Source organism: Ornithinibacillus massiliensis (assembly GCF_018310345.1).
GTDB classification, from domain to species: domain Bacteria; phylum Bacillota; class Bacilli; order Bacillales; family Amphibacillaceae; genus Ornithinibacillus; species Ornithinibacillus massiliensis.
In genome coordinates this window covers 499,872-517,925 of sequence record NZ_JAGXBY010000003.1, presented here as the reverse complement: position 1 = coordinate 517,925, position 18,054 = coordinate 499,872, and the positions used below count along the sequence as shown (strand labels likewise).

Here is an 18,054-nt window from a genome sequence, read left to right as displayed (position 1 = left end):
GCAATTAAATCCAAAACCCCATTTTCTTCGCTTCATATGTTAGCTCATCACGGAACTTTGGATGGGCAATATCGATTAAAGCTTTTGTACGGGCAAAAATGGACTTACCTTGTAGTTGGGCAATTCCATATTCGGTTACGATATAGTCGACATCATTTTTGGATGTGGTCACAACTGAAGCCGGGCTTAATATCGGTTTAATCCGAGAAATGGTGTCATTTTTGGCGGCTGAATAAAGACAGATAAATCCTTTTCCGTTCTTCGCAAAACGAACACCAGAGCCAAAATCAGTTTGTCCACCTGTAGAGCTATAGTACTTGCCAGCGACTGTCTCAGAAGCACATTGGCCATAAAAATCAATCTCCGTCGTAGCGTTTATCGCTACCATATTATCCTCTTTGGCTATGACTCGTGGATCATTCACTTGATTGACAGGTAATATTTCGATTTGCTTATTGTTGTTCATGAAGTCATAAAGTCGTTGGGTCCCAAAAGCAAATGTTGCGATTATTTTTTCTGGGTGAGTATGTTTCTTCGTACCAGTAATGACACCGTTTGTCGCTAGGTCATAAACACCGTCGGTCAGCATTTCAGTATGAATTCCTAAATCACGATGGTCTTTTAATAGACTTACTACAGCGTTCGGAATCCCACCGATCCCAACTTGAAGTGTGGAACCATTCTCAATTCGCTCTGCAACATATTCCGCTATTTGTTGGTCAATATCACAGATGGGAGCGTTCGGTAGTTCTTGTAGTGATTGGTCATATTGGATAAATCCAGCTACTTGAGAGATGTGGATTCTATTTTTTCCATGTGTTTTTGGGACATGGTTATTTACTTGTAGAACAAATGGCGCTTTCCCAATAAAATGTGCTGTATAATCACCTGACGTACCTAATGAAAAATAGCCTTCTTCGTCCATTGGAGAGGCTTGACTTATGACCAATGGGTTGGGACAACGTTTTTCTAATAGGCGTGGCATTTGGTGAAAATGATTAGGAATTAAGTCACATGTTCCATTTAAAAAGGATTTTCTTGCATGTTTACTTAGAAAATAGGATACATAACGGATATTCGGGTATTCTCCTTGAATATAACGGCGATCCTTCAATTCTAGCATTTGGTGAATGGTGAGGTTAGTAAAGGCCTCTGGATGCTCATCAATCAAGTTAAGAATATAATCGGGTTCTCCATTTGCCATAGAGACGATGATATGTTGATAGTTTGATAGAAGTGATAATATTTCTGATTGTGTATTGTCTAATGCTATTATTTCGTGAGGAAGCATGGTAGGTTCCATCCCTTCTTGATGTGTGAACAGTAGTAGTTTACTAATAGGAATTATAACAACAGGGGAAACAGCGAGTCAATCAATATTAAAGCGTTTCCAAATAGAGGCATCTAATTACTATCGAAATAAGAAAATTAATATTGAAAATATTAATAAATTTTAGTTGTAATAATGGTAAAATATTGGATAGGAAATTTTTTACTTTATAGGGGGATTCGATATGAATGTGGTAACCCGGGTCAGTGAAATTGTACTGGGGTTGATTTTTCTTGGAGCGGGTTTGAATGGTTACTTTGTATTAGTTGGATTAGAACCATTTGCCCCAACAAGTCCTGCAGCTATGGAGTTTCTAGGTGATGGGTATCTCTTGGCCATGGAAAAAGGTGTTGAGATTATTGCTGGCATATTACTTCTAATTCGCCGCTTTGTGCCACTAGCAATCGTTGTATTGGCAGGCATTATTGTGAATATCTTGGCATTTCATATTTTCGTCGACTCAGAGTTATTATTCTTGGCGGTGTTAGTTGTCCTATTAGAAGGTTTATTAATGTGGCAATACCGTCATAGTTTTAAAGGGTTAATGGAAAGTAGACCTGAGGGAATGTAGGGCGGATAGTGCCGATAAGGAGGTTGTGAATGAAAGAGAAGAAGCCTATTAAATACGCCTGTATCTTCGGTATTTCAGCGCTTTTCATTAGCTTGTTCCTGAACATATATTTGCTAACTAAAGTAAATGAGTTAGGGAATAGGATAGGTCAAGTTATGTCGGACCAACAATATATGTCGAATGAATTAGAAAATCAGACCAGTGAGATAATGAGTTTATTAGATGACATTCAACAACAACAAAGCTGGCTTGAGAATATCGATACAGAGGTTATTTTAACTAGTGCTGGTGATGGTGAATTACGGTTTAAATGGCTTATAAAAGAGTTGGCGGGTGAATCTGATGTGAGGTTTCATTATGCACTTAGAGAGGATGAGCAATTCACGAGTATTCCTGCAACCGAAAGAGAACGAGGACTATTTGAGGCTTCTATTCCACTTGAAACAGGTATGGGGCCCATTTGGCAACCTACTGAAATATATGGTGTAACAAGTCATGTAGAGGAATTGGACGATGTACCAATTAATGAAATAACAGATGATCTATACGATAGCACTCAATTTCAATATTATGTTTCCGTAGTAAAAGAGGATGGTTCATACAAGAGTGGTGATATTCAAACTGGATACTTATATGATTTCTTAACCGAATTGTATGGCTATATGGAAACTGGTGTTTATTTAGAGGATAAAGTGTTTCAGGTGTATCTACACCATTATGTAGCAGAAGGCTTGGACAATGTCATTGAAAACGTATCGCTCCTAAAATACCAACAAGGAAAGCTTATTGGTGAGGATGAGTTGGATAGGATTGAAGAAGGACCGAGCAATAGCTCTTTTGAGAAACATAATATCGATATCTATGACGATATGAGGCTTGTGTTAAAGGTTGTTTACCGAAAAGGAGAAACGTTTGAGAGAGAGATAATAAATGAAGAATAAAGGGGGAGCAATAACATGGTAGCACCGAAGCATATAGTATCAGCGGCGGCAATTGTGCTGAATGATAAACAGGAAATCTTATTGATTAAAGGACCACGAAGAGGATGGGAAATGCCAGGAGGTCAAGTAGAAGAGGGGGAATCGATAAAGGCGGCCGCGATTCGCGAGACAAAAGAGGAATCTGGTATTGATATAGAAATTATCAAGTTCTGCGGAATATTTCAAAATGTAGAACGATCCATCTGTAATACGTTATTTTTAGGAAGGCCTATTGGAGGGGTACCAACTACTAGTCCGGAAAGTTTGGAGGTTGGTTTCTTTCCGATTGAAGAGGCGCTTGAGATGGTGACGGTTTTAAACTTTAGACAGCGAATTGAATATTGCTTGGACGAAACGATGCAGCCGTTTTATGTGGATTTTTAATCGGGATAAAAGCTAATTGCTAGTTCCCTTGTGGCGCACAACTCTCTAATCTGCTAAAGGGGGTTATCAACAAATGGAATTTGATTTCGGGTTTGTAACGATTATGTTACCGCCTTTGCACATTACCTTAATCATCATACTAATGATTTTTCTTTTAGTTAGGTGGAGTAAGAATTTAGAAACGAGACGCATTACGGTTTTCTACTATTTTCTTATTAGTATTATTATTTATCCTATTTTTTCATACGGTACAAGAGAGGGTATGTTTCAATTATGGGTTCCACTGGGGTTTATCGTCGTTTTTCTATATATGTTACTGTATAAAAAGTATCATCCTTCTAAAATGAAGGCGAGTCTACTAGGCCTGTGCATCGCGATTTATTTAATGGTGTTAGAGTATGTCGGGTAGCTAATGAGCTTGGTAGAATATAACTATGAAAACAAGTTAGGTGAGACAATGAAACGAATGGAATTAGGCTCTTGGATTATTGAGGTAGACGTCATGAAAACAAAAGAATTCTATAATCATTATCATCTGATCACGGAGGACTGTGATTGCGAGGACTGTGCTAATTATGTTTTAGCATGTGAAACCTTCCCACATGAGATAAAGGCTTTATTTCATTCACTTGGAATTGATCCGCGCAAAGAAGGGGAAATATCTCATTACATAGCCAATCAGGATGGAACACATGTATATGGTATTTTTTATCATATTGTTGGTCGAATCATCGATGGTCCAGAAAACTGGCCGTCGAATGTAATAAGTACTGAGGTACTAACCCCATATTCAATCGAACAGTGTGAGGCTGACGTATGGTTTACACAGGATTTGGCATTAGTACCTGAGGGGTTCCCTAAGCCAATTATTCAGGTTGAGATAAAGATGAATGTTCCATGGCTATTAAAGTAGAGGCAACTGGACTGGATAGGGTGAAGATTTTTTGCACGTGATTTTTGTGAATTCAAGAACATAGATATTGAACGTTTACAAAGGAGAGGACATGGATGGAAACAAGTGAAAAAGCAATGTTAATACAGAATAGCGAGCATCATTTTCAATTATTATTCGAAATCATTGAATCGGTACCTAGTAGAAAAAGGAGTATTTCAATTGAAACGAACGAAAGAGATAAGAATTTTCGTGATGTGATCATGCATCTGTATGAATGGCATGCCATGCTAGAGAGATGGTATCGAGAAGGGATGGATGGCGATACTCCTTCGATGCCAGCACCGGGGTTTAAATGGAGAACGCTCAAGCAGCTTAATATGCGTATATGGGAAAACTATCAAGAGGTTACATTAAATCAAGCTATCAAAAAGTTGAAGTTAAGCCATGAGAGAGTAATGAAGCTCATTAAAGCCCATACCAACGAAGAAATCATGACGAAAAAATACTATAAGTGGACGAAAACAAGTAATCTATACAGCTATTTTGCGGCAAACACTACGAATCATTATGTTTGGGCTATAAAGAAGTGTGAAGTTATAGCGGATTCTATACGTGAAGCAGAGGAGAAGGTTGTATAGGAAGGATTGTTTCAGGAAAAGATTTCAGAGCAATAGATTTGATCGTTGGATAGGTCATACGATTTAATGGGATTCTTATATGTCCACTGAAAACGGCATAAGCTTTGGAGATAGGTTGAGATAGTATTCTCTTCCCTTTCTGTGCTATCTTTGGTTGAGACATTCTATCGTACACATTAGAGTATCTAAACATGACAAAAGGATGAACAAGATGAAAAATAGATTTTCTATTGGAGAAATGGCTAAACTTCATAATACTACTATAAAGACTCTAAGATACTATGATGAAATTGATCTATTGAAACCAGTAGAGATCGATAAGAACAATGGATATAGATACTATTCCACGGAGCAGTTCGAACAATTAAACACTATCCAGTATTTAAAGGAGATAGGATTTACCTTAAAAGAAATTAAGAGCCACTTATATCATCGGGACATTGACGACTTCTTGGCATTATTAGAAAAACAAAAAGAATTAACAGAAACAAAAATAAAGGAATTAGAACGCGTTCAGCGCCGATTTCAAAACCGAATAAATGATATTAAACTGGCTCGAAATATAATGGAGTTAGGTGTACCAACTATAAAGGAAGTTAGTGAAAGAAAAGTAGTAAGATTAATGGAAAAAATAAGCTCAGAACCAGAATTGGAGCTAACACTTAGACAGCTAGAGAACTCGGCGAATATGAAATCTTCCATATTTATTGGCGGTGTTGGACTTACCGTGAGCATAAATAATGTAGACGATAATAAGTTTGATGAATACAACTCCATTTTTATCTTAATCGAAGAAGGAGATATTGAAAGTCCCCTTGTTAAAACGTTTCAGAAGGGGATGTATGCCTGTATTTATTTTAGAGGAGAAGAATTTGATTCAGCTCCGTATTACCATATTTTATTACAATACATAAAGGATAACGGTTTTCGTATAATAGGCGATGCTATAGAAAGAAGTATAGTTGACCATTATATCTCAAATAATAGAGAAGATCATCTTTACGAAATACAAATACCTGTTTCCTATTGACCCTCCCCTTACAGGAGGGTTTATTATTTGTAAGTGGTTTTCAGCATGAATGTTTATAAAGGAGAGAAAACGTATGACACATACAAATAATAAAATCTGGTCTTTATCTTTTATTTTTGTACTAGTATCAAATGCTTTAGTTTTTATGATTTTTGAAATGTTATTACCTACCCTTCCGTTATTTGTTACGTCTTTAGGGGGGGAAGCAAATCAGGTTGGTTTAGTCACAGGAATTTTCATGTTATCTGCAATATTAATACGCCCATTTGCAGGAAGTCTTGCAGCTAAATTTGATAAAAAAGTGCTTTTAATTTTAGGGATTATAATAATTGCATTATCCACAGGTGCTTATTACCTTTCCACGAATATAAGTGTGTTATTAATCATTCGTTTGATTCATGGGGCTGGATTTGGACTAGCTACAACGTATTTTGCAACTCTTGCAGCTGAAATAATCCCTAAGGATCGTCGAGGAGAAGGGATAGGTTACTTTGGCGTCGGGGAAACAATAGCTATATCGGTAGGTCCTATGATTGGAATTATGACATTAGAATTATTTGACTTTCAACGCTTATTCCTAGGAGGAATGTCCGTTCTTTTTCTAGCTGTAATTATGGCGATATTTATCAAAAGAGCACCAAAAGGAAAAGTGTTAGATAAACAAGAGAAACATAACGTGAAAATACTCGAAAAACGAGTCCTATTCCCATCCTTGCTTATTTTGTTAATTGGAGGGGCTGCGGGGGGAATTATGTCCTTCTTTTCTCTATACGCAATTGAAAAGGATTTTACTAACGTTGGACTGTTTTTCTTATTGATTGCAGTAGCAAGTTTTGCTATTCGATTAATATCGGGAAAATTGTTTGATTTATATGGGCCGTCTATTATTCTAATACCAGGTTCTATACTAGCGATTATTGGAATGATTATGCTATATGCTGCCAACAGCAACGGCATGATTTTAACAGCAGCTATATTCTATGGGTTTGGATTCGGGGCGATATTCCCAGCAGTGCAGACATGGTGTATGAACTTAGTCGAGGAACATGAACATGAGGATGCGATGGCTTCATTCTTTAACTTCTTTGATTTAGGTATTGGTGGAGGTTCTTTACTATTAGGGTTAGTCGCTACAGCTGCCTCTTATCAAGCAATTTACCTTGTTGGAACAGCTGTTTATGGTGTGTTTCTAGTTATATACCTTGTCCATTTAAGCATGAAAAAGCGGTTGATGGATAAGAGAAAGGTAAATAACATTGCCTAGTATTGTTAGATGAAGTATAAATAGTGGGGTATTACAAGATAGTTAGGAGAAGGTATTCCCATTCCACATTAAAACGCCAGTTAAAGATAAAGGGAACCAATTCTATTTGTGATGATTAACAACAAGGTAATTTATTCTAGTAGATTACCTTGTTTTTTTATAAATGAAAATATATTGGAACATTATGGTAGTATTAATGTTGAAGCAAATTAGTAGGATAGTTTTTTCCGACGCAAGGATGTGAAAAGGATGTTTCAGCACGGATTTCCCGAGCATTTACAGGATGATGTCATAAAAGTAAGTAGGCTAATAGCGAAAAAAACGTATCATCATGCTGCAATAGATGTGTCCCAGGATCGGGTTCAATATGTTCAAAATAACCAGGTGATTTGGTTTCCATATCGTATGTACAACGTGGATAAATCGGATAGGATAATAGATCAGTTAAGTTTGCAGCAAAAAATGATTTTGCATTGTATATATTCCAGAAGCTGTGATGGATTTGTTCGTCAAAAGCATATCGACTTGTTGCTGCAATTGGATTATGAGGCATGGGCTATCCCTTATATTGTTAAAGTATGTGATGAATATGTGGTTGAAATACTAGAAATGACTTACGAGAAGTTAAAAAATCAGGACACTAAGCAATTTGAAAATTTTTGTCTTGAAAATGTAGAAGCCTTTTGCAAAAGCTATAATAGAATGATTAGCTATTGGAATGAATATTACCGAGATAGATATAACCAATTTCACCATTATATTGGTAGGAAGTTATTTAGAGAGTGTTTCGGATACTCCAGATCATTGGAAAGAAGGAAATAATTTTATCTGTGTTATAACAGAAAAACAAACCAAATGCTTCTATATGCTCCCCATAAGGTAGACAGGTAAAAAAACTGTTTGTACTTAGGGGGAGTTTTTTTGACTTCAATCCAATTTGAATGAAAGATTGGTAGGAACTTGAGAAAAAATAAAATGTGTTACTGTTTGTGCGATTGGGCTTACTTCATCGATGAACTTTTCTGCATTAGTGAAGCTGTCAAACTGAATTTTAATCATATAACAGGCGCTTCCTGCAATTCGATAACAAAATTCTATGTTTGGAAGCTTCTCTATGAACCGTTTAAAAGATTGATAGTCTCCATTTTTTACAGTTGCTTCAATAATACACTGAATCGGTAAGCCTAATTTCTCATAATCTACCTCTACTGTATATTTTTTTATGATTCCAAAGGATTCCATTTGTCTTACTCGTTCTGTTACAGATGGTGAGGAAAGATTGACCCTTCTTCCAAGCTCGCTCATCGATAAACGACTATTTTTATGGAGTTCGTCGATTATTTTTAAGTCAATATCATCTATTTTCATGTTTTAAAGTTATCCTCCTTTAATAGTTAAATTTATAAATAGATTTGTCAATAATCATTTTGGATTTAATGTTACTTGTCGAATATATTTTATATAATTTTACCATATTGATAGAACATGGAGGAACTGATATGGCAAGAATTGTAGAATCAACATTCGGGGGAACACCATTTCAACGATTATTAGGACATAATAAGGATGTAATGGAAAAGTGGAGTCAGTTAGGTGATGTGTTAGAAAAAGATGGGAAGCTAACGGCTGCATTAAAGGAACAAGTAAGAAGAACACTAGCTCAGCGTAATGGATGTGCCTATTGTAAGGCTAAAGGAAAACCAGATCCAGCTAGCTTTGATGAAAAAACATCTATTGCGGTAGGATTTGCAGAAGTCTTCTTAAAACAAAAAGGGGATATAGCCGATTCAACGTTTGAGGTATTGAAAGAATACATGACAGTAGAGGAAATAAGTGAATTATGTGCATTTGTCACCTTTACTACTGCCTCTCAATATTTTGGGGCAATGATGAAATTAGAACCAGGTGAGAGTGTATAGTAGTAAGTGAATATATGGGATAACGTATAGGAGCAACGCATAGGTAATGCCCTTCGGAAGGTAGAGTAGAAAATCTAGCTTTTGGGGTATCACTGCTGCGTTGCTCTTTGCTGTTACTTTCTCCGAACAGGGATCCAAACTTCGCTGTACGCATAATCTTTTTGATGCTCATCCATTTTTGTAAAGGAAAAGGTTGGTGCTTGAATTAGTTCATAATCGGAGGACGGAAGCCATTCTGAATATGTTTTTGCCATGGTTTCTTGTAATGTCGATGGAAATGGTCCTTCATTTGGAAATATTGCCCAGGTACAGGCTTCGACTGGTACTTTTTCTAATAGTGGACTTACGTCATTTTCAGTAGTTAAAATCCCGATCATGTGCGTTAAATCGCCTTCTTCTTTTTTGAAATTAGCATCAGCGTTGCAGGAAGCATTGATGATTTCATACGGTTCTATATTTTGAAGGGAACGCATTTCTTTTCTTTGCTCGTCTGTTATACTTTCTGCAAGCTTCACAATCTCCTGATTAACCCCTTCGAATTGTATAGGAACGCGTTTACTTACACCAACCAAATTAAAGGCTGGTTTTTCCTCGATTCTAAATTCCATACTATTTCCTCCTTTAACCGTTATGACAAAAGAAATTTTCGGAAATGATTTGCTTAATCCTTTTCTTATTACATCGGAAGGTAAAAATCCACTCCACCGCTTAAATGCTCTAGTAAAGCCATCCACTGACTGATAACCATAGTGAAACGCAACCTCGGTAACGGTTGCTCCTTGCAATAAATCCCTATTTGCTTCTGACAATCTTCTGTTTTTTAAATATTCATTTAGTGTAATTCCTGAGAGATAAAAAAATATTTTTCGAAAGTGATAATCGGAAACCCCAGCAAATTCAGAAACCTTTTCTAAAGATAAATCATCAGTTAAACGCTCCTCTATATAATCCATCACTTGATTTAATTCTTTTAACAATATATCCCTCCTTTTCTTGTCTACATCATAGCAGAGCAGCTTATCAAATACTCGACATTTTTAACATAATAAATATCGAAGTGTGATGAGGAGTTAATGTGGTTTCCCTTTGTTAAATAGCTATCATTGGATTTAGGGGAATATACTGAATATTTTTGTGATTTGGAGGTTTTATTTGGTAATTAATGTTAAAATTGGGGTGGGTTGTATGTGAGATGATTTTAGACATAAAATTTCTATGATTCTATTTAAAAGGAGGAATATAGTTTGTCTCGTAATAAGCTATATGGAATTATTATTATTAGTATTTCATTATTAGTTTCTTCATTAGTTATCATGATTTCGGTATTAGCACATTATATTGACCAAATAGCGTCTCCAAGTTTTACTTATTGGGACTTGTATTATATCCCTACTCCAGTCTACTTTCTATTATTAATTCCATTATTTATTGGGGCTTTTCTATTAATTTATGAATCAGACGAATGGAAGAAATAGTCTTCTAATAGTAAGTAGCATCGCTATAAATTTTATTTAACCGAGGTGAATTAGATGTCACAAGTTGCGCTTTTAGCAGTTACACACGATCCAAAGGGTAAAAATTTGGCTCTTTTTCAATCGTTACAGGATGCCTTGAAGGATATATATGGGGAGCTTTTCCTTACGATTAGTGAGGAATCATCACCCGAACTGATTAATGTAGTGGAAAATAGTGAATTTAATGTGAAGAGGATACCTAAGCAAGGAGCAGCCCATGCTCGCAGGGAAGTGGTGAAATTTGGACTGACCGGTCAAAGCTCCTATTTCCATTACTGTGATTTTGACCGGCTATTAACTTGGGCGAAGAACTATGTAAAGGAATTAAAGCAATTAGTATCGCTTATGCCCTCATATGACTACCTTATTTTGGGGCGTACGGAACGAGCGATGAACACCCATCCAATGGAATGGATCGAAACGGAAAAAATAACAAACAAGATTTGCTCGCTGGAGCTTGGGAAAGAAGTAGACATAACAGCAGGCTCCTGTTCCTTTTCAAGGGAAAGTGCGAATTATATTCGTGACCTTTCAAAGGCAAACATGACAGATGCAGAATGGGCGATGATTGCACACCGAATCGCCAAATTACATGTTGAATACTTACCAGTAGAAGGACTGGAATACCATGAAGAAACAAATGGTGTGATAAGAAGTATGAGTGAATCGGAGAAGTGGTTAGGACGTTTGAAACTGAGTCTAATGATTAGTGAATCAGCACGTATGACTGGAAGGGGATGAAGGCTAAAGGTGAGGAATACTATGTTCTATAGTGTAAATTAGATAATTCAAATAGATTGAAGGTGATATGGTGTTGCTAACCCCACTTGGACCAATTAAATTGTATGTCGATGATGAGGAAATAGAATATAAAGCAATTCGATATATTTTTGATAAAAGATGTCGTGATGCGAATGGTAGATATTTAATTGAATACAAATACAAGAAGGAATATAAGGCGCAAAAAATTAAATGCTGCATTCCCTCGCTTCGCATAGAGGGAGATATTGAGTCTGGAGAAAGGCTTGAAGCAATTTCATTTTATAAAGAATTTACCAAGCTCACCATAGGAGTAGAGGCAGATTTTGCTCTGGCTGAAGAATACGGATATGACTTTAGTGGTGGATATGTAGATAATGGAATTGAATATGAAACAAATTCTTGTACGGAAGATCGCACATTTAAATTTGGAATCAGTTGGATTCAACCATATACGGAGGAGAATGATCATCAAACTTGGTATGCAGCAGACCCAGCCTACATGCCAACTACTCCAATCAAGGCGCCGATTCTCAGTATAGATGAGCTTGGGATTTGGGAAAAAATTTTATGGGATATTACTGACAAAATGAATAGGATGTTTACTTACTATATTAATGTTGGATTGAACTATAAACAATTCCCCTTAAAGATTGTGGTGATTGTAACGTCAATAGAAGAAACTGTTCATAAAAAGGAAATAAACAGTATCATAAGAAACATTACTGACCGGTATGAGATTCCTAATCACGAATACTATGAAATTGTTTACCAGGAAAGTGGTAGGGGATAGGGAAGGATGCGCCCGAGTGAGAAGGGGATGAGCCCGAACGAAGGAAAGATGCGCCCAAATGAAAAGTACATGCCCCTATCCTACGAGAAACTGCTCCTACCCACCTAATCCGTCTTAAGTCTGAGAACATTTCCTTCCCTAGTTACTAGTTTCTGCTTGTAAAAGCTAGTACAATTTAAGTAGTTATTAATTGAAGAGGGTGTGGAGTTAATGAGTAAGGAGAAAACGGCTGATTCTATTTTAAACCGGATTGTGGACAGTGCGAGAAGTACCTTTGTGAAAAGAGAAGTGGTAAGAAAGGAAGTTTTAGGTGTCACGAGTTTAAAGGAAATACATATTGCTGGATCGGATATCGATGTAGAAGTAATGAAACATCAGGAAGCGAATATAACCATTGTCTTTACTTCATATGAGGATGGGCCTGAAATGTTAGTTGATCATACGGATGATGTGTTGGACATTACTTTTATGAAACCGAGTAAGGAACGGTTCATCATTGAATTTTCCCCCTCGGTAAAAATGCAGTTATTTGTCCCGGCTGATATAGCGGAAGGATGGAAAATTAGTACAAGATCAGGTGATATTACGGTCTCGAAACTAAGTGCTAAGGCTATTTCGGTTCATACTGCATCAGGTGATGCGAGCCTTTCAGACATTAAGGCGAATAAGATTAAGCTTCATTGTACATCTGGTGATATTCAAGCGAATAAATTACGTGCAGAGGAATGTCATTTGCAGACTAGTTCAGGGGATATTGAAATCGATAAGCTAGTTGTTGGCTCTACGTATGCAAAGGTTGCTTCAGGGGATCTTACGTTAACGGATATTCGAGGGGAGTATATAGAGATTGCGTTAGCCTCCGGGGATGTGGAGCTAGAGGATGTAATCATGGTTAAAGGAGTGATTGACGTTAGCTCTGGAGATGTAGAGGCGATTCGTATTCAGGTGGATAGTTTAACAGTAGATACGAAGTCTGGAGATGTTGAGCTGAACGAGTTCTCTGGAGGATTAAATGGAAAATCCATTTCAGGAGATTTTGACCTTGGAATAGTGGATTATGCTACGGTTCAGTTAGATTCATTGAAGGGGGATATTGCGGTTGAAATTGATCAGGAAATTGGATTAAATGCGGCATATGATATCGCTTATACCTCTGACATGGAAACCAATCTCCCCTTTGAAATGGATGGACAATCGAGGCGATTGACTGGTGTGACTGGAGACGGGGAGAATTCCATTCGAATTAAATCGTCATCTGGTGATATTAGAATTTATACGAAAGCACCTGTGAATGTATAAGGCGTTTTTCCTTAAGTGGCGTAATGGAGAAAACCTTGATTAGGCTGCTTTGGCATATAAAGGTTATTTTAAAAATGCTTGGAGTTTATCCCGAGCATTTTTTCTTACTAATGGTGTATTCAAGAAGTTCTGCTAGGAGACGAATAACATGGGGAATACTCTCGCTTTGCATTAAAAAGTAATATACGAATGAAATCAAATACCTTTACAAGGATATTCATTTTGGTTATTTTTGAATTATATAAAAATACAGACTTTTACTAAAGGGGGATGGCAATGGAGGAGCGTGTGATGAGCTTGATTCAAGAGAAAAAGCGGATGGTCGTTCCTGCTATGATTATGGTTTTTATCTTTTATTTCATGCTGCCATTGTCACTTCTTTTCTTCCCGGATAAGATGAACCAAATTAGTGTTATTCCAGGGGTGACCTGGGCTTGGTTATATGGGTTCCTACAAATTCCAATGACTTGGCTGATGGGATGGTTGTATCATTGGAAGTCGAAAAAATTTGACCAAAGAATAGACGACCTCGTGCAGGAGGAGTTGTCGTGAATTTAACGTATTTCTTATTTTTTATATGTATTATTATCTGTACGTTGATTATTACCTATTGGGCAGCAAAGCGTAGTAACACGACCAATCGGTTCTATACGGCTGCTGGTAGTTTGACAGGCTTTCAAAATGGTATGGCTATTGCAGGGGATTTTATAAGTGCGGCATCCTTTCTTGGTATTGTTGGGATGATTGCGATAAGCGGGTTTGATGGCTTTTTATATTCCATTGGCTTTCTTGTATCTTATTTAGTTGTGTTGTTTATAGTAGCGGAGCCAGTGCATCGTCTTGGAAAATATTCGCTTGGGGATGTAATTTGCTCGCGATTTCCGGGGAATCATATGCGGCTGATTATGGCGATTGGTGCGTTCATTATTTCGATTCTTTATATGATTCCACAGCTAGTCGCTTCGGGATTTCTCTTGCGATTATTATTAGATATAGATTACTCGATTTCGGTACTAATTATTGGTGGGTTAATGACTATCTATGTCGTGTTTGGTGGAATGGTGGCAACTTCTTGGGTGCAAATAGTGAAAACGGTGGTGCTCATGTCGGGGACATTTCTGCTTTCTCTAATCGTGTTATCAAATTTCAACTGGGATGTCACTGCTCTTGTTAATAGGGTGAAGGAAGGAACGCCACTTGGGGGAGATTTTTTCTTACCTGGTCACCAATTTGACAATCCGATGGAATTCTTTTCGCTTCAGCTCGCCTTAGTACTAGGTACGGCGGGGCTTCCACATATTTTAATTCGACTGTTTACAGTACGAAATACGTTTGAGGTTCGTCGTTCCTTGATTAGCTCGACTTGGATTATTGGGCTTTTTTATTTGATGACACTCGTGTTAGGGCTTGGGACGGTTGCGTTACTAGGGTATGAGTCGCTAGTTGCGACAGACCCTACTGGGAATCTCGCGGCGCCACTGTTAGCTCGAGAGGTTGGGGGAGACTTCTTATTGGCGTTTGTGTCTGCTATTGCCTTTACTACTATTGTTGCAGTAGTGGCAGGACTTGTCATTTCAGCAACGACAGCTTTTTCTCATGATATTTTCCACCATATTTGGAAGAAGGGAAAATCAACGGAGAAGGAGCAACTAACGGCTGCACGCTGGACGGCTCTTGGGATTGGGTTGATTTCTACGTTATTTGCTTTACAGCTCGAGGCGATTAATGTGACATTTCTTGTTTCACTAACTTTTGTCGTGGCAGCAGCAAGTAACTTTCCCGTTTTGCTTTTAACGATTTATTGGAAGCGCTTTACTAAATGTGGAGCAATTACAGGAATGATAAGTGGACTAGTGGCGGCAGTATTATTTGTGCTACTAGGGCCACATATTATGAATCTGGATGGTGGATGGATTGAGAGGGAAGCAGTCATACCACTTTATAATCCAGGAATCATTGCGATTCCTATAGGCTTTATCGGTGCGTTTGTGGGAACGTTCTTTTCACCGAAACAAAAGCAGACAGAAGCCGAATTTAGGCAGTTCGATATACAAGCACAAACTGGTATTCCGCCAAGGAGAGAGAGCTCATGAAGGATTTAACGATCATATTATTTGAGCGATTAGGGATATTGCTTGTGATTGCATTTGTGTTAACTCGTACTCCTGGGTTTAAGTCCTTATTGTACCGAGAGTTTAGTTGGAAAATGGCGGTTGTTCATGCGGTAGTATTTGGTTTGTTTGGCATTGCTAGCACGGTAACTGGGGTTATTATTACAGGACAAGGTGAGATTACGCATGCTTTTGTAATTTTTCCAGTAGACGATGACAAGCTCATTGTAAGCTTAAGTCTTGTCGCGATTGTTATTGCTGGACTCCTAGGTGGACCAGTTGTTGGGCTTGGGGCTGGACTGATAGCTGGAATTCATTTGATGTGCTTAGGAGGAGTAGGCTGGATTGCCAACGGATTAGTGAACCCGATTACCGGGATTCTTGCCGGAATGACAGCAAGGTTTTTTTCTAATGAGCGGGTTATTTCACCTTGGAAAGCATTGTTTATTGGCGTTTTTCCACCAATTTTGCAGATGCAATTGCTTCTTATTATGTATACCAATGGTGATGGAATGGTAGAGGTGGTAGACCAAATTGGTTTGCCACTGGTGTTATCCAATAGTATTGCCATTGCTATTTTTACGACGATGATTCGTGTTGTGATGAAGGAGCAGGAGCATGAGGCTGCAATTGCAACGAAACAGGCTTTAACGATAGCGGAGGAAGCACTTCCTTATTTGAAAGAGGATTCGCATATGGATGTGGCCAGCGGTCTTGCTACCTTGCTGTATGATCGCTTGGAGCTTGCTGCGGTATCGGTGACAAATAGGCAGGAGGTTCTTGCCCATGTCGGATTGGGAGATAGCCATCATCGGGTAGGAGATGCAATTAATACGCCACTAGCAAAAAAGGTGTTGGAAACAAAAAGAATGCAAGTTGCCTATATGAAAGCAGAGGTCCCGTGTGTAGAGGAAAAATGTCCACTCGAAGCGGCGATCATTATCCCAATAATAGAAGCAGATGAGGTTGCGAATCTCATTACCTTTTATTTTCGCAAAGGACAGCAAATTACCCCAGTCGAGTTGATGCTTGCCGAGGGGCTAGGTCAATTTATTTCGAATCAATTAAATGTCCTAACAACAGAAAAATTAAAAGAACATATTCGTGATGCGGAATTACGAAATCTACAAGCCCAAATTAATCCACATTTTCTATTTAACACCTTGCAGTTAATTGCTTCGTTATTTCGAGAGGAACCGAAGACAGCGCGACACCTTACCCTCCAGCTTGCGAGTTATATGCGGTTCAATTTACGGCTTGTATCAAGGTCTTTGGTGGAGCTGGAGAAGGAGTGTGAGCATGTGCAAGCCTATGCTTCGATTATACAAGAGCGATTCAAAAATCGGCTGAAAATATCGATGGATATTCCAGTTGATATGACAAATATTTATATTCCACCATCCACCATTCAGCCACTAGTAGAGAATGCCGTACAACACGGACTGAAAAATGTGACAGATGGTGCTACAGTAGAGATTAAAATGAAGAAGACAGATGATTTGCTAACCGTTAGGGTAAGGGATAATGGGAGTGGATTTCCTGAGCATATTTTACCCCTAATTAGTCATAAACCGTTAATAAGCGATCAAAATGGTGGAACTGGCTTGTATAATGTGAATCAACGTCTAGTTCATTTGCTTGGTGATTCGGCGGGGTTACATGTTCGAAATTTACCAGGTGGCGGTAGTGAAGTAAGGTTTTCAATTCCGATTCTAAATCAGATGGAAGAAAAGCAGGTGATGGGATGAATATTCGTACGATGATTGCTGAGGATGAAATGATGGCAAGGAAGGAATTACTTTATTTATTAAAGGATGAAAAAGATTTTATTCTCACACCACATGCAGAAACTGGTGAACAATTGATCGAGTTATATACCGAGCATAAGCCGGATGTGATTTTTCTTGATGTGGAGATGCCTGGGTTTACCGGGGTGGAAGCTGCAAAATACATTTCCGAACAAGCGGGTGATGAGAAACCATTATTTATTTTTACGACTGCTTATGATGAGTATGCGTTAGATGCGTTTGAAATAGAGGCAGTGGATTATTTATTGAAGCCTTATGATGAAGTGCGGTTTAAGAAGGCAGTGGCACGAATTCGAAAGAGTGTTGTGAAGAAGGTGCAGGACGGAAAGCAGGAGGTGAAGACGACTACTTCTAAATTGCTGGTGGATGATGGGGAAAGGATGGTTGTCTTAGCCCCGGATTCGATTTTTTATGCCGTGCCAAACAATCGACAACTGGAAATCCATACAGAGGATAAGGTGATAATGAGTAAGATGACATTACAAGAGTTAGAGGATAAGCTTTCTGGTCATCAATTTTTCCGTGCACATCGGAGCTACTTAGTGAACCTGAATCATGTGTTAGAGATTACACCATGGTTTAATGGAACGAGTAATTTGACGTTGAAGGATAAGAGTCGGACAGTGATTCCTGTGAGTAGGTCAGCGAGTAAAAGTATATTGAATACATTCCAAGTATGATTTGGTTATTCTGTCACTACTTATTGGAATAGTATCGTATGGTATGTAGAGGAGTTTCACTATTGGGGTAGTGGACTCT

Annotated in this window: 21 protein-coding genes; 18 read left to right on the top strand and 3 right to left on the bottom strand. The window is 38.0% G+C overall.

Annotation, left to right across the window (positions count from 1 at the left end; all coding sequences use genetic code 11):
- Positions 1-4: 4 nt before the first annotated feature.
- Complete coding sequence (locus KGF86_RS11190) at positions 5-1,303, bottom strand: acetyl-CoA hydrolase/transferase family protein (protein ID WP_246521473.1); 1,299 nt, start codon at positions 1,301-1,303, stop codon at positions 5-7.
- 211 nt (positions 1,304-1,514) lie between these two features.
- On the opposite strand from KGF86_RS11190, the gene KGF86_RS11185 reads away from it, so the two are divergent.
- The 9 genes from KGF86_RS11185 (at position 1,515) to KGF86_RS11145 (ending at position 7,914) form a co-directional block, all read left to right on the top strand.
- Positions 1,515-1,901, top strand: a complete 387-nt coding sequence (locus tag KGF86_RS11185) for a hypothetical protein (RefSeq protein ID WP_186870853.1) — start codon at positions 1,515-1,517, stop codon at positions 1,899-1,901.
- A gap of 29 nt (positions 1,902-1,930) precedes the next feature.
- The gene (locus KGF86_RS11180) at positions 1,931-2,842 is read left to right on the top strand and encodes a hypothetical protein (protein ID WP_211741914.1); all 912 of its coding nucleotides are present in this window, start codon (positions 1,931-1,933) and stop codon (positions 2,840-2,842) included.
- A gap of 15 nt (positions 2,843-2,857) precedes the next feature.
- Positions 2,858-3,265 carry an NUDIX hydrolase gene (locus KGF86_RS11175; protein WP_211741913.1) on the top strand — a complete coding sequence of 136 codons (408 nt, stop codon included), beginning with the start codon at positions 2,858-2,860 and terminating at the stop codon, positions 3,263-3,265.
- Between the two features lie 73 nt (positions 3,266-3,338).
- Entirely contained in the window at positions 3,339-3,674 is a 336-nt protein-coding gene (locus KGF86_RS11170; protein WP_186870856.1) for a hypothetical protein, read from the top strand.
- 3 nt (positions 3,675-3,677) lie between these two features.
- Positions 3,678-4,178: a hypothetical protein gene (locus KGF86_RS11165; protein WP_186870857.1), complete on the top strand. Its 501-nt coding sequence runs from the start codon at positions 3,678-3,680 to the stop codon at positions 4,176-4,178.
- A gap of 95 nt (positions 4,179-4,273) precedes the next feature.
- Positions 4,274-4,798 (top strand): ClbS/DfsB family four-helix bundle protein, encoded by a 525-nt coding sequence (locus tag KGF86_RS11160; RefSeq protein ID WP_186870858.1) that lies wholly within the window; start codon positions 4,274-4,276, stop codon positions 4,796-4,798.
- 211 nt (positions 4,799-5,009) lie between these two features.
- Entirely contained in the window at positions 5,010-5,828 is an 819-nt protein-coding gene (locus tag KGF86_RS11155) for a MerR family transcriptional regulator (protein WP_186870859.1), read from the top strand.
- Positions 5,829-5,901: 73 nt separating this feature from the next.
- The gene (locus KGF86_RS11150) at positions 5,902-7,092 is read left to right on the top strand and encodes an MFS transporter (RefSeq protein ID WP_211741912.1); all 1,191 of its coding nucleotides are present in this window, start codon (positions 5,902-5,904) and stop codon (positions 7,090-7,092) included.
- A 249-nt stretch (positions 7,093-7,341) separates the two neighbouring features.
- On the top strand, positions 7,342-7,914 hold the full coding sequence (locus KGF86_RS11145; protein ID WP_186870861.1) for a hypothetical protein: 573 nt from the start codon (positions 7,342-7,344) through the stop codon (positions 7,912-7,914).
- Positions 7,915-8,019: 105 nt separating this feature from the next.
- Here the strand turns inward: KGF86_RS11145 and KGF86_RS11140 are convergent, their stop codons facing one another.
- Positions 8,020-8,460, bottom strand: a complete 441-nt coding sequence (locus tag KGF86_RS11140; RefSeq protein WP_186870862.1) for an Lrp/AsnC family transcriptional regulator — start codon at positions 8,458-8,460, stop codon at positions 8,020-8,022.
- 131 nt (positions 8,461-8,591) lie between these two features.
- Here KGF86_RS11140 and KGF86_RS11135 point away from each other — a divergent pair, with 131 nt between their 5' ends.
- Positions 8,592-9,011 (top strand): carboxymuconolactone decarboxylase family protein, encoded by a 420-nt coding sequence (locus tag KGF86_RS11135; RefSeq protein WP_186870863.1) that lies wholly within the window; start codon positions 8,592-8,594, stop codon positions 9,009-9,011.
- A gap of 113 nt (positions 9,012-9,124) precedes the next feature.
- Here KGF86_RS11135 and KGF86_RS11130 read toward each other — a convergent pair whose 3' ends face one another.
- The gene (locus tag KGF86_RS11130; protein WP_211741911.1) at positions 9,125-9,988 is read right to left on the bottom strand and encodes an AraC family transcriptional regulator; all 864 of its coding nucleotides are present in this window, start codon (positions 9,986-9,988) and stop codon (positions 9,125-9,127) included.
- Positions 9,989-10,255: 267 nt separating this feature from the next.
- On the opposite strand from KGF86_RS11130, the gene KGF86_RS11125 reads away from it, so the two are divergent.
- The 8 genes from KGF86_RS11125 to KGF86_RS11090 all read left to right on the top strand — a co-directional run bounded on the left by KGF86_RS11125 (position 10,256) and on the right by KGF86_RS11090 (position 17,975).
- The gene (locus KGF86_RS11125) at positions 10,256-10,486 is read left to right on the top strand and encodes a hypothetical protein (RefSeq protein ID WP_186870865.1); all 231 of its coding nucleotides are present in this window, start codon (positions 10,256-10,258) and stop codon (positions 10,484-10,486) included.
- Positions 10,487-10,540: 54 nt separating this feature from the next.
- A complete protein-coding gene (locus KGF86_RS11120) occupies positions 10,541-11,266 on the top strand; it encodes a hypothetical protein (RefSeq protein WP_211741910.1) in 726 nt (241 codons plus the stop codon).
- Positions 11,267-11,336: 70 nt separating this feature from the next.
- Positions 11,337-12,077 (top strand): hypothetical protein, encoded by a 741-nt coding sequence (locus KGF86_RS11115; protein WP_211741909.1) that lies wholly within the window; start codon positions 11,337-11,339, stop codon positions 12,075-12,077.
- Positions 12,078-12,287: 210 nt separating this feature from the next.
- Positions 12,288-13,376 (top strand): DUF4097 family beta strand repeat-containing protein, encoded by a 1,089-nt coding sequence (locus tag KGF86_RS11110; RefSeq protein ID WP_186870868.1) that lies wholly within the window; start codon positions 12,288-12,290, stop codon positions 13,374-13,376.
- A gap of 276 nt (positions 13,377-13,652) precedes the next feature.
- Complete coding sequence (locus KGF86_RS11105; RefSeq protein ID WP_186869116.1) at positions 13,653-13,928, top strand: DUF485 domain-containing protein; 276 nt, start codon at positions 13,653-13,655, stop codon at positions 13,926-13,928.
- Entirely contained in the window at positions 13,925-15,469 is a 1,545-nt protein-coding gene (locus KGF86_RS11100; RefSeq protein ID WP_211741908.1) for a solute symporter family protein, read from the top strand. Before KGF86_RS11105 ends, KGF86_RS11100 begins: the two co-directional genes overlap by 4 nt.
- Entirely contained in the window at positions 15,466-17,235 is a 1,770-nt protein-coding gene (locus KGF86_RS11095) for a LytS/YhcK type 5TM receptor domain-containing protein (RefSeq protein WP_186869118.1), read from the top strand. Before KGF86_RS11100 ends, KGF86_RS11095 begins: the two co-directional genes overlap by 4 nt.
- Positions 17,232-17,975: a LytR/AlgR family response regulator transcription factor gene (locus tag KGF86_RS11090; protein WP_186869119.1), complete on the top strand. Its 744-nt coding sequence runs from the start codon at positions 17,232-17,234 to the stop codon at positions 17,973-17,975. The genes KGF86_RS11095 and KGF86_RS11090 overlap by 4 nt, the downstream gene beginning before the upstream one ends.
- Positions 17,976-18,054 lie beyond the last annotated feature (79 nt).

Bases quoted from the DNA above. Each gene is read 5' to 3' on its own strand.
- KGF86_RS11190 (WP_246521473.1), bottom strand. From the start codon at position 1,303: ATGGAACCTACCATGCTTCCTCACGAAATAATAGCATTAGACAATACA.
- KGF86_RS11185 (WP_186870853.1), top strand. From the start codon at position 1,515: ATGAATGTGGTAACCCGGGTCAGTGAAATTGTACTGGGGTTGATTTTT.
- KGF86_RS11180 (WP_211741914.1), top strand. From the start codon at position 1,931: ATGAAAGAGAAGAAGCCTATTAAATACGCCTGTATCTTCGGTATTTCA.
- KGF86_RS11175 (WP_211741913.1), top strand. From the start codon at position 2,858: ATGGTAGCACCGAAGCATATAGTATCAGCGGCGGCAATTGTGCTGAAT.
- KGF86_RS11170 (WP_186870856.1), top strand. From the start codon at position 3,339: ATGGAATTTGATTTCGGGTTTGTAACGATTATGTTACCGCCTTTGCAC.
- KGF86_RS11165 (WP_186870857.1), top strand. From the start codon at position 3,678: ATGAGCTTGGTAGAATATAACTATGAAAACAAGTTAGGTGAGACAATG.
- KGF86_RS11160 (WP_186870858.1), top strand. From the start codon at position 4,274: ATGGAAACAAGTGAAAAAGCAATGTTAATACAGAATAGCGAGCATCAT.
- KGF86_RS11155 (WP_186870859.1), top strand. From the start codon at position 5,010: ATGAAAAATAGATTTTCTATTGGAGAAATGGCTAAACTTCATAATACT.
- KGF86_RS11150 (WP_211741912.1), top strand. From the start codon at position 5,902: ATGACACATACAAATAATAAAATCTGGTCTTTATCTTTTATTTTTGTA.
- KGF86_RS11145 (WP_186870861.1), top strand. From the start codon at position 7,342: ATGTTTCAGCACGGATTTCCCGAGCATTTACAGGATGATGTCATAAAA.
- KGF86_RS11140 (WP_186870862.1), bottom strand. From the start codon at position 8,460: ATGAAAATAGATGATATTGACTTAAAAATAATCGACGAACTCCATAAA.
- KGF86_RS11135 (WP_186870863.1), top strand. From the start codon at position 8,592: ATGGCAAGAATTGTAGAATCAACATTCGGGGGAACACCATTTCAACGA.
- KGF86_RS11120 (WP_211741910.1), top strand. From the start codon at position 10,541: ATGTCACAAGTTGCGCTTTTAGCAGTTACACACGATCCAAAGGGTAAA.
- KGF86_RS11110 (WP_186870868.1), top strand. From the start codon at position 12,288: ATGAGTAAGGAGAAAACGGCTGATTCTATTTTAAACCGGATTGTGGAC.
- KGF86_RS11105 (WP_186869116.1), top strand. From the start codon at position 13,653: ATGGAGGAGCGTGTGATGAGCTTGATTCAAGAGAAAAAGCGGATGGTC.
- KGF86_RS11095 (WP_186869118.1), top strand. From the start codon at position 15,466: ATGAAGGATTTAACGATCATATTATTTGAGCGATTAGGGATATTGCTT.
- KGF86_RS11090 (WP_186869119.1), top strand. From the start codon at position 17,232: ATGAATATTCGTACGATGATTGCTGAGGATGAAATGATGGCAAGGAAG.